This window comes from Falsarthrobacter nasiphocae (assembly GCF_031456275.1).
Taxonomy (GTDB): domain Bacteria; phylum Actinomycetota; class Actinomycetes; order Actinomycetales; family Micrococcaceae; genus Falsarthrobacter; species Falsarthrobacter nasiphocae.
The window spans coordinates 1,443,785-1,456,598 of the sequence record NZ_JAVDUI010000001.1 but is presented as its reverse complement, the minus strand read 5'-3'; the positions used below and the strand labels follow the sequence as shown (position 1 = coordinate 1,456,598).

Below are 12,814 nucleotides of genomic sequence, written 5' to 3'. Positions count from 1 at the left end.
TCCTTCTGTGAGATGGGTTGGTGATGGGTTCAGCGGCTGAGCCGGTGTTCGGCGTCCCCGGCGGGGATCACGGTCCAAGGCCCGTCTGCCGGGCGAGCGCGAGCGCGAAGAGGCCCACGCCCACAAGGAGGAAGGCAGGCAGACCGCACAGGGCCAACGGCACGAGGAGGGCGACGCCGGCCTCGGCCGCCTGCCGCTGAGCCTGAGCGGCCCATGCACCGCGGTGCCACGCGGCCGTCCGCCGGATGACAGCAGCAGCCGGGACCCCGCTGTCCACCACACTCGCGAGACAACCCCGGATGAGGACGCAGGCAGGCGTGGGGTCCTCCCCGTCGAGACAGTCCCACGCCTCGTCCCATGTCAGTCCCAGTTCGAGGGCCTTGCCCACGCTTGTCAGCTGCGAATGCGTCGCCTCCGCGCAATGCGGTGCCAGATGGCGAAGGGCGGCCGGAACGCTGCAGCCCGTGTCGAGGAGGGAGCCAAGGAGAAGGAGGACGAGCCCCGGGTCCTCTGCCGCGCGAGTCCCGTTCATGCCCGCACCTCCACGAGCCTGGCCCGCTTCAAGATCCGTCCCGTCCACACGCGGGAGGCCACCATGAGCGCCGTGCCGGCCAGGAGCAGCACACGGCCCACGGGAGAGGCCGCGGCATCCACCCATTGCCCTCCCAGGAGCACGACGCTGAGCCCCGCGCCCACGGCGGGGAGGGCAACGAGCAGCCGGGCCGTCGCGGCGGGGCCTGCGAGCACCGCCTCAAGCGCCGCCTCGGCGTCCAGCCGCGCTTGGAGCGAGTCCGCAAGATGCGCGAGGAGCGACCCCAGAGGGACGCCGCGGGCCGACGAGAGCTCCAGGCACGCGGCGAGGTCTCTGAGGGCGCCGGCCAGGATTGGGTCCTCGGAGCCGCCGGCCGCCTCGACGAGCACTCTGGCGGGGTCCGCCCCGACGCGTTGGGCCAGATCGGCCTGGCGCAACGACAGTCCGAACCCTCTCACCACGGCTTTGTCCCCGCCAGCCTCAGAGCCCTGGCAGCGGGCCGCGACATGACGCATGGCGGCGAAGACCCCCTGACCGCTGTCAACATGGGCGGCCAGGACGGCCACGAGCGGGACGAGCGCCCCGGCATCCCCTCTCTTCCGGCGCGAGGCCCCGAGCAGCCCACGCCCTGGGACCCGCTCCCCCGTGACGCCGCTCGCCGCCGGCACGCCCGTCGCCGCCGCCGCGCCTGGTCCCGAGACAAGCGCGATTCGACGTCGGTTCATGAGCCGTTGCACAACGCCTCCACTCGGTCCACCCCAGCTTCCAGTCGCCAGGTTCCGCCGCGCAGGACGGCAGCCGGAATGACCACGAGCTCGCCGTCCTTCACCTCGAGGGTCGCGACCTCGCAGATCCTCCTGCTGGCCCCCTCCCGGCGAACGTGAATGAGGACATCGAGCGCCGAGCTGGCCTGGAGCGCCGTGGCCTCCATCCCCATGCCTGCGAGCGCCCCCATCGCGGTGAGGCGGGCAGGGACGGCCCTCGTCGAGTTCGCGTGGAGCGTCCCCCCGGAGCCCACGTGACCCGTGTTCATTGCAGCGAGGAGGTCCCGGACCTCCGCGCCCCGGCACTCGCCCACGACGAGACGGTCAGGCCGCATCCGCATGGCCTGCCGCACGAGGTCAGCCAGGGTGTACTCGCCGCGGCCGTCCGAGTTCGCCTGCCGCGCCTGGAGGGAGACCGTGTGGGGGTGCGTGGGCCTCAGCTCCGCCGAGTCCTCCACAATGATGATGCGCTCCCCCTCCCCTGCCAGCGAGAGGAGCACCCCGAGCAGCGTGGTCTTGCCTGAGCCCGTGGCCCCCGAGACGAGAAAGTTGCGCCGGCTCCGCACGAGCCCCTCGAGCAGCTCCCGAACATAGACGTCCTGGACGCCGTCCCCGAGGAAGTCTGCGAGCTGGGCCTCCTCGTGCCGGGCCACCCTGATGGACAAAAGCGTGCCCTCGCTCGCCAGGGGCGGCAACACGGCGTGGACCCGGCATCCCAGGACATGAACGTCCGCACAAGGCTGGGCATCATCCACGCGTCGCCCCCCGAGCGCAATGAGTCGCTGCGCGAGAGCCCGGACGTCGTCGTCTGATCCGAAGTGGGCAGGAACGCGGGTCAGTCCGTCCCCCGCGTCGATCCACACCCGGTTGGGCCCGTTGACGAGGACGTCCGTGACCCGGGGGTCCTCGACGAACGGCTGGAGGGGCCCCATCCCGAGGACGTGCGCGCTCACGCCGGGGGCCGCCTCGAACACCGCGTCCGACCCCATGAGCCGGGCCTTGCGCCCCAGCGCGCGGCTGACGTCGAGCGCGCCGACGCCCTCGGCCCCCGAGGCCACGAGATCCTGCCGAACCGAATCGACGAGCCGAGGCTTGGCAAAGAGCAGTCCCGCCATCTCAGACCACCGCCGCAAGGAGCCGCTTCACGGACCGAGTCCCCGCGAGGGCCGCGAGCACCCCCGCGTCCTCTGCGGCTGCCAGACGCCGGTCGTAGGCGAACCGGCCCGCATAAGGCGCGCCCACGAGATCCGCGACGAGCCGAGGATTCGGAGGCCTCACGCCGTGGCGGCGAGGCCCGACCACGCACCGGCAGCGGTCCACACCCAGAAGGGCCAGGAGGGCCCGGGCCCCCTCCACGCCGCGCTTGCTCGGCGAGACGAGGAGAAGGAAGTCGTCACACTCCTCCGCCAGCCCGGGGCCGGCAACGACGCCCCGGCCGATATCGACGAGCGCAAGGTCAAAGACGGCACGCACCGCATCCACAACACTTTCCCGAGCCTTCCGTCCAGGCAGGGGACCCGAGGGGTTTCGGCGCAGCAGCGCAGCGAACCCGTCCTTCTCTGGCAGACCCGCCGCGAGCTCGGCCGGGCTGACGATCCCCTTGATCCCTTCCAAGTCCTCCCATCGCACGCCCGGGGCATCTTCGCAGGCCAGGGCATCGTCCAATCCCGCGCCCAAGGGGTCACCATCCACGGCGACAGTCTTTCGGCCCGTCCTCGCCGCCGCCGCCGAGAGCAGCGCCGTGAGGCTCGTGGACCCGCACCCTCCCGAGGCCGAGACGACCCCCACCAGCCGGCCCTTCGCAGCGGTGTCCCCTCCGTGAAGGAGCCTGCGGACCAGCCACGGGCCCGCCTGGGGCAGGACGGCGACGGGCAGCCCGCCTGCCGCTTCCGCCGCCGCCCATGCCTCCGGCTCCGTGCCCTGGAGGCACACAACGCAGGCCGCGTCCCCGCGTGAGGATGACCCAGCCGAGGCCGGGTCACTCCACCACGCCGCGGGCGCCTCCGCCGCGCCCCATTCGGAACGGGCCCGCAGGACGACGAGCTCGAGCGACGCCGCCGCGCAGACCGTCGCCGCCAGTTCGATCAGCTGGGCGTCCCCGCTCACCAGCACCACGCACTCGCTCGGCGGCCGCGTGGCCCCATGCAGCTCACCGCCAGCGCCACCGGGCCCGGCCGGGCTCTCCTGTTCCGGCACTCGCAGCGCCGCTCGTCTCGTCGTCATGACCCCATGTCACCCGAACCTGCGCCGAGCCCGCCCCGCCTTCCGCGCGAACGTGGACAACTTTCCCCGCGGCCCCCGTCGTCGTCCCCTGTGGAGGACCAACCGCCAGCCGGGGCGCCCCGCCCCGACCCCGCGCGCGCCACCCGAAGACCCTTCCCCTGCCCCCGCCCGGCATACTGGGTTCATGCCCATCGCCGTCTTCCGCGCCGCCGAGGGCTTCGACGTGCAGCTCCTCCGCCCAGACGGCCAGCCCGCCTCGGAGCCGCGCCGCCTCACCCCCGAGCGGTTCGTCAGCATGGCCCGTCACCCCGACAACGCTGCCCAGACGTATGTCCTGGAGCGCTCGCGGTACCCCTGCATCGAGCTGCGCACGCTCGGCCTGCGGCTGCGCCGCGCGCATGACCTCTGGCTCATCCGCCGCATCCTCCGCAACTCCCCGTTCTCCCCGGACTCCCCCTACGTCCGCTCGCTCCGGGCCGCCGCTGAGCCCCGCCTCGCCGCGGACCCCGAGGACCGCCCCTGGCTGCGCGAGGCTCCCATGTCCCAGGACGCACTCTTCGAGGCGGCAACGCCCGGCCGCGGCCGCCCCGCCCCCGTCCCGGGCCTGCCCAACGCGAGCGCCCGTGGACACAACGCGCGGACGGCCACGAGCGTTCACGACGTCGCGCGCGAGTACCGCGCCCAGATCGAGGCCATCGCGGCGAGCGCCGATCCTCGCCGGCTCGGCCTCCTCGTCCGTGCCGAGTCCGCCGGCGCCCTCGTCGCGGCAGACCTCGAGTACGACGGGCTCCCGTGGGACCGCGCCGAGCACGAGCGCCTCCTCGTCGAGCGGGTCGGCCCCCGGGTTCCCGACGGCGTTCGGCCCCGCGAGCTGGAGCTCCGCGCCCAGGAGATCGAACGGCTGCTTGGCGTCGGCCCCGTCAACCCGGACTCCCCCGCTGACCTGCTCCGCGCCCTCAAGCGCGCGGGCTTCGGCGTATCCTCAACCCGGAAATGGGAGCTGCGCCCCCTCGCGGACCACGAGGCCATCGCCCGCATCCTCGACTACAAAAAGGTCTCACGCCTCGCCACGGCGAACGGCTGGGCCTGGCTGGACACCTGGGTGCACGGTGGGCGCCTGCGGAGCGAGTACGTCCCCGGCGGGGTCCCGAGCGGCCGCTGGGTCTCCCTCGGCGGTGGCCTCATGCAGTTGCCGCGGGAGCTGCGCGCCACGGTCCGGGCCGACCCCGGACGGCGGCTTGTCGTCGCCGACGTCTCCCAGCTGGAGCCCCGCGTCCTCGCCGCGATGAGCCGCGACTCCGCCCTCGCCGAGGCTGCTCGCGGCCACGACCTCTATCAGAACATCGCGGACGAGGCCTTCGAGGGGCAGCGCGGCCACGCGAAGATCGCGGTCCTCGGCGCCATCTACGGAGCGACGACGGGGGAGGCTGGCGCCTACATGCCCGTGCTCTCGCGGGCGTACCCGCAGGCGGTGGCCCTCGTTGCGAAGGCGGCGCATGACGGCGAACTCGGCCTACAGGTGCAGAGCCTTCTCGGCCGGGGCACGCCCGTTGACGGGGTGAGCCAGGCGCAGGCGGAGAGCCTCGACCCGGTCCCTCGGTCCGCGCCCGAGGGGGCCGGCGCCAAGGCCCGCGGCCGGTTCGCGCGGAACTTCGTCGTCCAGGGAACGGCCGCAGAGTGGGCGCTCTGCTGGCTTGGGACCATCAGGACCCGCCTCCTCGACGAGTTCGGCGGGGCGGGACCTCGACCCACGGCGGAGCTCGTCTACTTCCTCCATGACGAGGTCATCCTGCACGTGGACGAGGACGCCGTGGACGCGGCGGTCCGCCTCGTCTCCGAGGCCGCGGACCAGGCCACGCGCACCATGTTCGGCGAGATCCCCGTGGACTTCCCTCTGTCCACGGCGGCGGTCACGGTCTACGCGGAGACGAAGGAGTAGGCGGAGCGCCTAGGAGCTGGGCGCGTCCGTCTTTGAGGTGCCCTGAACAGTCAACGACCACGTCTGAGCGGGGCTGGCCCGGACTGACACGTCGGCCGCTGTCACGCCGTCCATTGGGAAAGAATGGCGGATCACGTGGTCTGCGGAGTCGCACCCTGATGAGAATCCCGCGTGCCCTTTGACCTCAACAGTCACCATTCCTCCCCCGGTGCATTTCAGCCAGAGAATGGCCCGTGCCTCCGGGAATCTCACGTGAGAAACGGTCAGGGAGCCCCGCTGGCTGTCCAGAAAGACAGTGATGGGGCCAGAGCTGTTCGCGCCGGCCTCTTTTCCGGGCACGTAGTGAAGCACCGCCGGAACCGCGTGCGGAGAGGACGACGACGTGCTGGCGCCACTCGGCGACGCGGCATCGGGGGCCGCGCTGGGGCCGGTTGCCGCATGCGAACTCACCGCGGAGGGAGCTGCGCTTGAGGAAGGCGTGGCCGCTGAAGGACCGGCGTCTCGGTCTGTGCCCGCACAGCCCGAGAGGCCTGCCCCGGCAGCCGCCACTGCCAGCGCAAGGACGGACGCTCGGACGGGCAGGCCTGATCGGGCGGGAAGATCCCCAACGATGTGGGCGCGCCTGTGACCTGCGAGGTACCGAGAGCGCGAAAATACCGTCTTGCCCATGTGACATCCCCTTGGAGGAATACGGCGCCAGGCGAACTATTCTCACATGGCAAAAGTGATCCGTAGCACACAGTAAGCCCGATGCGAGGCTTTCATGTCAATTCCGATCTCCGCACCTCTGGGCCCGGATGGGCGCTTGATTCACTCAGTCCTTCCAGACAATCACCGCGCCCAGCGGGAGCCCGGGATCACCCGCAGCCCAAACCCCACCTAATAGTCCAGGGGGTTGATCGTCCGCTCCGGCGCCGCCGGCCCGGCCCAGCCGAGCTCCTCCAGCACGGCCTCGAGGAGGAATCCCGTGAACCCCCACACAAGAGTCTCGGACACCTCAAAGCCCGGCCCCTTGAAGACGCTCGTCCCCCGCCGCAGCTCCGTGCGGACCCGGACCTCGGGCCTCAGCAGCTCGGACACCGGGACCGTGAAGACGCGCGCGGTCTCGGCCGCGTCCACAGGGTCAAGCACTCGGGGCGAGTCCCACCACCCGATGACCGGCGTCACGAGGTAGCCGGACACGGCTACGGGGACGGGGTCCAGTGCGCCGAGGACGGTGTAGTCGCCCGGAACGAGGCCGGTCTCCTCCTCGGCCTCGCGCACGGCGGCGGCCACGGCGTCGTCGTCCCCAGGATCCTGCCGGCCACCGGGGAAGGCGACCTGGCCCGCGTGGGTGCGCAGCGTGGCCGCGCGCTGCGTGAGGAGGACGCTCAACTCGCCGCCCACCATGCCGAAGAGGATGAGGACGCTGGCCTGACTGCCCTCGTCGCGGGCGCCACGGGAGCCCGTGTAGTCGCGGCGCATGCGGGCCAGGCGGGGCACGCCCCCATCGGAGGCTCGGGCCACGAGGCGCCGTAGATCCTCCCTGGGGTCCCCGGACAGGCCGCCCGGCCCGGCCTCGCCAAGCGGAGCGCCTTCACCAAGCGGCCCGCCAGCCCGGGCCCCCTCAACCGGCCCGGCCGGCCCCGAAGCGTCAGCCCCTCTGGCCGCTCCGGCCAGGCCTGCCTCCGCCTCGAGCGCCCCAGACTCACGCATTGAGCGCGTATCCCATGGCGCGCAGCTCGCGGCGGGTCTTGCCTGCCAGCATGTGCTCGCGCAGCTCCTCGCGGCCCGGCGCCAGCTCGTACTTGCCGAGCGCCGCCGCGGCCACGGGGTCCATCTCGCCGATCCCCCTGCTCGGACACAGGGCCGCAATGGGGCAGATCCCGCAGGCCGGCCGCCGAGCGTGGCAGATCCGCCGCCCGTGGAACACGAGGTTCTGGGACAGGACGGACCAGTCCTTGCGGGGGAACAGGGCGGCCACGGCGTGCTCCACCTTGACCGGGTCCTCCAGGTCGGTGAACCCGAGCCGCCGGGCCAGGCGTCCGAAGTGCGTGTCCACGGTGATGCCCGGGACCCCGAACGCGCCGTGCAGCACGACGTTCGCGGTCTTGCGCCCCACACCGGGCAGGAGCACGAGGTCTTTGAGCCGCGCTGGCACCTCTCCCCCGTGACGCTCCACGAGGGCGGCGGAGAGCCCCAGGATGCTCGCGGTCTTGGCGCGGAAGAAACCCGTGGGCCGGATGATGTTCTCGACATCCTCCACGCGGGCGTCCGCGAGCGCGTGCGCGTCCGGGTAGCGGGCGAAGAGCACAGGCGTGACCTCGTTGACCCGCACGTCGGTGGTCTGCGCAGACAGGACGGTGGCCACGAGCAGCTCGAACGCGTTCTCGAAGTCCAGCTCCGGCACCGCGTACGGGTAGAACTCGGCGAGGATGCGGTTGATCTTCCGAGCCCTGCGCGTGAGCCCCAGCGGGGTCTCCTCTCGCGTCATCCGTGCGTCCTCTCGGTTGGCGTGGGGTGTGCCGCGCCTCGCGCGGCAGGGTTCCTCCACTCTACGAGCCTGCGCGCTCTCATGGACGACGACGCTGTCCACGTTTTCGTCATCGACGGCTCGCCACGCAGTCGCATGCGCTAACGTGATTCTCATCACGACCACGGACTTGGGTCATCGCGGACTCGAGATCATCGCGGAAAGGACGCACAGCGCAATGAGTCACGACGCCGTTCAGAAGACATTCCCGCCGAGCGAGGAGTTCACGGCCAACGCCAGGTACGGCGCCGAGCTGCTTGAGGAGGGGCGGGACGCGGAGGCGTTCTGGGCCAAGACGGCCCGCGATGTCCTCACGTGGGACACGGACTTCACCCAGACCCTCGACTGGTCTGACGCCCCTTTCGCCCGCTGGTTCGTCGGCGGCAAGCTCAACGCCGCGTACAACGCCCTGGACCGCCACGTCGAGGCGGGCAACGGGGACCGGGTGGCCATCTACTTCGAGGGCGAGCCCGGGGACACCCGCACCTACACGTACGCGGACCTGACGCGGGAGGTGAAGAAGGCCGCCAACGCGTTCGCCTCTCTCGGCGTCTCCCAGGGTGACCGGGTGGCGGTGTACCTGCCGATGATCCCCGAGGCCGTCATCACGATGCTCGCCTGCGCTCGCCTGGGCGCGGTGCACAGCGTCGTCTTCGGCGGGTTCTCGCCTGACGCTCTGCGTCAGAGGGTGGACGACGCCGAGGCCAAGCTCGTCGTGACCGCCGACGGCTCCTATAGGCGCGGTCAGCCCACCCGCCTCAAGCCCACGGTGGACCAGGCTCTGGAGCGGGAGGGCCACACCGTGCAGAACGTGGTGGTGGTCAAGCGCAACGGCGAGCCGGTCGAGTTCGTCGAGGGACGAGACGTCTGGTGGGAGGACGTCGTCGGCTCCGCGAGCGAGGAGCACGAGGCGAAGGCGTTCGACGCCGAGAACCCCCTCTTCATCCTCTACACCTCTGGCACCACGGGGAAGCCGAAGGGCATCCTGCACACGACCGGCGGGTACCTGACGCAGGGCGCGCAGACGTTCCGGGCGACCTTCGACCTCAAGCCGGAGACCGATGTCTTCTGGTGCACGGCGGATGTCGGATGGGTGACGGGCCACAGCTACGTGGCCTACGCTCCGCTCGTCAACGGCGCCACCCAGGTCATGTACGAGGGCACGCCCAACACGCCTCACGAGGGCCGCTGGTGGGAGATTGTCGAGAAGTACAAGGTGTCGATCCTCTACACCGCGCCCACGGCCATCCGCACGTTCATGAAGTGGGGCGAGGACATCCCGGCGAAGTATGATCTCAGCTCGCTTCGCCTCCTCGGCTCCGTCGGCGAGTCCATCAACCCGGAGGCCTGGCTCTGGTACCACCGGGTCATCGGGGCTGGGCGCTGCCCCATCGTGGACACGTGGTGGCAGACGGAGACCGGGGCACAGATGCTCACGCCTCTCCCGAGCGTCCACGCCCTCAAGCCGGGCTCTGCCCAGCAGCCGGTCCCGGGCGTGGAGATCGACGTCGTTGACGAGCTCGGGGACCCCCTGCCCAACGGCCAGGCCGGCTTCCTCGTCATCCGCAAGCCGTGGCCGTCCATGCTGCGCGGCATCTGGGGCGACCCGGAGCGTTTCAAGAGCACCTACTGGTCCCGCTTCGAGGGCATGTACTTCGCCGGGGACGGGGCCAAGCGGGACGAAGACGGAGACATCTGGCTTCTGGGTCGCGTGGACGACGTCATGAACGTCTCCGGCCACCGCTTGTCGTCGACTGAGATCGAGTCCGCGCTCGTGGGCCACCCGTACGTGGCCGAGGCGGCCGTCATCGGCGCCTCGGACGAGACCACGGGTGAGGCTGTCGTCGCGTTCGTCATGCTCCAGGAGGCCGGGGAGCAGGCCGTCCGGGACGGCGAGGACGTTCAAGCGACACTGCGGGCCCACGTGGGCAAGGAGATCGGCCCGATCGCCAAGCCGCGCAACGTCCTCGTCACCCCGGAGCTGCCGAAGACCCGCTCCGGCAAGATCATGCGCCGCCTCCTCAAGGACGTGGCGGAGGGCCGCGAGGTCGGGGACACGATGACTCTCGCGGACCCCGGCGTCATGCGGCAGATCGCCGAGGACATGCGGAACTCGTCCACGAAGTAGCACCCACAATCCGGGGGAGCGGCGCCACGCGCTGCTCCCCCGGGCGCTACCCTGGTCCCATGAAGCGCATCGCCGTCCTCAACGGGCCCAACCTGAACCTCCTCGGCACTCGTGAGCCCGAGGTCTACGGTTCGCAGACCCTCGCCGACATTGAGGACCTGTGCCGCGAGGCCGGTGCCAAGGCGGGGGCCGAGATCACGTTCATGCAGTCCAACCACGAGGGCGACCTCGTCGATGCGATCCACGCCGCACGGGGCTTCACGGGGATCGTCATCAACGCCGGCGCCTACACCCACACGTCCGTGGCCCTGCGTGACGCCATCGCGGGCGTCTCGGTGCCCACGGTCGAGGTCCACTTGAGCAACACGCACGCCCGGGAAGAGTTCCGCCACCACTCCTACCTGTCCCCCGTGTGCCGGGCCGTCATTCTCGGCGCTGGCCCCGCGGGCTACGGGTATGCGATCGACCTCCTCGCCGCCCAGGCGGCGGACTAGCCCTGCGTGCAGGTGCCGTTCGCCACAGGCTCGGTGAGGGTGGGGGCTGCGTCAATGACGGGGCCGAGCTCGTCCATCGTCAGGGCGTAGCCGACCTTGGCCTGCGTGGTGGACTTGGCGAAGATCGCCCCGACGATCTCGCCGTCAAGGTTGAGAAGCGGCCCGCCGGAGTTGCCCTGCTCCACGTTGCCCGCCAGCGAGTAGACCTGAAGGCCGTGCGCGGTCGTGGAGCCTCCGCGGTCCACGTCGATCTTCGTCAGCCCCTGGACGGCGCCCGCTCGGACCGTCAGCGGGCCTCCTAGGGGGTAGCCCGCGAACGCCACGGACTCGCCCCGCGTCGCCCCCGTGCTCGTGGGCAGCGGCGCGGCCTGGAGCCCGTTCGTGGCGATGACGGCAAGGTCCTTCGCGGCGCTGTAGTACACCACATGCCCCGAGACGGCCTCTGAGCCGGGAACTTCCACGACGACGTCGGAGACGCCCGCCACAACGTGGGCATTGGTCACCACGCGGTCCTGAGCCACGACGAACCCTGACCCGTACTGGGACTGCGCGCACTGGGACGCCACGCCGCTCACGCGGACCACGGAGGCGCTGGCGGCCTTGACGGCGTCCGTCTGGGCGCTCTCGTCCGCACCCGCCTTGACTCCGCCCGGCAGGATGGCGCCGCTGATCTGCGGCAGGGTCTCGGCGAGGGCGGGCGACCGCAGCTGCGCGAACGCGCTCTGAACGCTGTCCGGCGTGTGGCGCTCGATGGCCTGGAGGACCGGGGACGTGGCGACCGCGCGTGACACGGCGCTGATGCCGAGCGAGTTGGCGCCGAACGACATGAGCGCGATGAGCAGGACCGCGATCCCCAGGTGGAGCGCACCCCCGCCGAGCCCGTCAACGGCCCTCGCCGGGCGCCACGAGATGGCGCTGCGAACGCCCTGGCCGGCACGGCGCCCCAGCCCAGCGAAGAGGCTGAGGAGGAGGACGACGACGGTGGCCACGGCCACAAAGCGGAGGCCCTGGGACGAGATCTTCGAGGCGACCCACGGAGCCGCGCTCATGGCCAGAACCGCGCCAACGACGAACCCGACGAGGGCGCCGCCAGCCGTGAGCAGGCCGCGGCGGAAGCCCGCGAGGACGTAGAGGCCGATGCCGAGGAGGAGGGCCGCGTCAAGGAGGGTGAAGTGGTTCATGCAGTCTGACCTGTGTGCCTTTCCTGGCGCCGGAGAGTCCTGATCGGCACCATGTTCCACTTTGACAGGCCCGCCCTTCGTTTCGCTGTGTGAACACGGGGACGGGGCTGTGGGCGGCGCCTCTTCGCTGTGACAGGTGCAACTGAGGCGCAATATCAGGCAGAATGTGAAGGAAGACCCGCCCGCCGGGGATGGTCTCGCCACGAACCCGCCGGCGGACCCCGCTCCACATCAGCTGTCCTAGGAGAAATCATGGAACTCGAGGTCCTGCGCCGCGCTCCTCTCTTCGCGTCTATCGGCGACGACGCCTTCGCCCTGCTTACGAAGGAGCTCACCGAGGTCAACCTCACGCGCGGCTCCTCGCTGTTCAAGGAGGGGGACCAGGGCGATCAGCTCTACTTCATCCTCTCCGGCAAGATCAAGCTGGGCCGCCGCGCCCCTGACGGCCGGGAGAACCTCCTCGCGATCCTCGGCCCGGGCGAGATCTTCGGCGAGATGGCTCTCTTCGACCCGAGCCCCCGCACCGCAACCGCCACGGCTGTCTCCGAGACGCGCCTCGTTGGGCTCAAGCACGAGAACCTCCGGGACGTCCTCCAGACCCGCCCCGAGGTCTCCACGCAGCTCCTCCAGGCGCTCGCCCGCCGCCTCCGCCGCACCAACGAGTCCCTCGCGGACCTCGTCTTCTCGGATGTGCCGGGCCGTGTGGCCAAGGCCCTCCTTGACCTGGCGGACCGCTTCGGCCGCCCCGCCCAGGACGGCGTCCTCGTGCCCCACGAGCTCACCCAGGAGGAGCTCGCGCAGCTCGTCGGCGCCTCACGCGAGACCGTCAACAAGGCCCTCGCCGAGTTCGTCCAGCGCGGCTGGCTGCGCCTCGAGGCCCGCGCGGTGGTCATCCTTGACCTCAACCGCCTCCGGGGCCGCTCGCGCTGACCCCCGCGGCCCCGTCGTCGCCCTCATGACGCTGGGAGCACGCGACGCGCGCCCGCCGCGCCGCCCCAACCGAAGACAGCTGGCATGACAGAAAGCCCCCGGCAGCAGTGC

11 protein-coding genes are annotated in these 12,814 nt (G+C 71.1%); 4 read left to right on the top strand and 7 right to left on the bottom strand.

Going from position 1 to position 12,814, the window contains the following annotated elements; all coding sequences use genetic code 11:
• Window positions 1–67: 67 nt before the first annotated feature.
• Genes J2S35_RS06570 through J2S35_RS06555 form a run of 4 tightly spaced genes read right to left on the bottom strand, consistent with a single transcriptional unit; the run spans window position 68 to window position 3,519 of the window.
• Window positions 68–532 carry a type II secretion system F family protein gene (locus tag J2S35_RS06570; RefSeq protein WP_309851232.1) on the bottom strand — a complete coding sequence of 155 codons (465 nt, stop codon included), beginning with the start codon at window positions 530–532 and terminating at the stop codon, window positions 68–70.
• Window positions 529–1,257: a type II secretion system F family protein gene (locus J2S35_RS06565; protein WP_309851230.1), complete on the bottom strand. Its 729-nt coding sequence runs from the start codon at window positions 1,255–1,257 to the stop codon at window positions 529–531. Before J2S35_RS06565 ends, J2S35_RS06570 begins: the two co-directional genes overlap by 4 nt.
• On the bottom strand, window positions 1,254–2,429 hold the full coding sequence (locus tag J2S35_RS06560; protein ID WP_309851227.1) for a TadA family conjugal transfer-associated ATPase: 1,176 nt from the start codon (window positions 2,427–2,429) through the stop codon (window positions 1,254–1,256). Before J2S35_RS06560 ends, J2S35_RS06565 begins: the two co-directional genes overlap by 4 nt.
• The gene (locus J2S35_RS06555) at window positions 2,413–3,519 is read right to left on the bottom strand and encodes a hypothetical protein (RefSeq protein ID WP_309851223.1); all 1,107 of its coding nucleotides are present in this window, start codon (window positions 3,517–3,519) and stop codon (window positions 2,413–2,415) included. Before J2S35_RS06555 ends, J2S35_RS06560 begins: the two co-directional genes overlap by 17 nt.
• A gap of 184 nt (window positions 3,520–3,703) precedes the next feature.
• Here J2S35_RS06555 and J2S35_RS06550 point away from each other — a divergent pair, with 184 nt between their 5' ends.
• Window positions 3,704–5,458: a bifunctional 3'-5' exonuclease/DNA polymerase gene (locus J2S35_RS06550; RefSeq protein WP_309851221.1), complete on the top strand. Its 1,755-nt coding sequence runs from the start codon at window positions 3,704–3,706 to the stop codon at window positions 5,456–5,458.
• An 879-nt stretch (window positions 5,459–6,337) separates the two neighbouring features.
• Here J2S35_RS06550 and J2S35_RS06545 read toward each other — a convergent pair.
• Both J2S35_RS06545 and nth read right to left on the bottom strand, forming a co-directional pair.
• Window positions 6,338–7,153: an NUDIX hydrolase gene (locus J2S35_RS06545; protein WP_309851218.1), complete on the bottom strand. Its 816-nt coding sequence runs from the start codon at window positions 7,151–7,153 to the stop codon at window positions 6,338–6,340.
• Window positions 7,146–7,931 carry an endonuclease III gene (gene nth, locus J2S35_RS06540; protein WP_309851216.1) on the bottom strand — a complete coding sequence of 262 codons (786 nt, stop codon included), beginning with the start codon at window positions 7,929–7,931 and terminating at the stop codon, window positions 7,146–7,148. The genes J2S35_RS06545 and nth overlap by 8 nt, the downstream gene beginning before the upstream one ends.
• 217 nt (window positions 7,932–8,148) lie before the next feature.
• Between nth and acs the strand changes: the two genes are divergently transcribed.
• On the top strand, window positions 8,149–10,098 hold the full coding sequence (acs, locus tag J2S35_RS06535; protein WP_309851214.1) for an acetate--CoA ligase: 1,950 nt from the start codon (window positions 8,149–8,151) through the stop codon (window positions 10,096–10,098).
• Window positions 10,099–10,157: 59 nt separating this feature from the next.
• Window positions 10,158–10,592, top strand: a complete 435-nt coding sequence (aroQ, locus tag J2S35_RS06530; protein ID WP_309851211.1) for a type II 3-dehydroquinate dehydratase — start codon at window positions 10,158–10,160, stop codon at window positions 10,590–10,592.
• Here aroQ and J2S35_RS06525 read toward each other — a convergent pair.
• Window positions 10,589–11,773: a MarP family serine protease gene (locus tag J2S35_RS06525; RefSeq protein ID WP_309851209.1), complete on the bottom strand. Its 1,185-nt coding sequence runs from the start codon at window positions 11,771–11,773 to the stop codon at window positions 10,589–10,591. The two genes, aroQ and J2S35_RS06525, sit on opposite strands and share 4 nt — an antisense overlap.
• 252 nt (window positions 11,774–12,025) lie before the next feature.
• Here J2S35_RS06525 and J2S35_RS06520 point away from each other — a divergent pair, with 252 nt between their 5' ends.
• Window positions 12,026–12,703: a Crp/Fnr family transcriptional regulator gene (locus J2S35_RS06520; protein ID WP_309851205.1), complete on the top strand. Its 678-nt coding sequence runs from the start codon at window positions 12,026–12,028 to the stop codon at window positions 12,701–12,703.
• The last annotated feature ends 111 nt before the right edge of the window (window positions 12,704–12,814 follow it).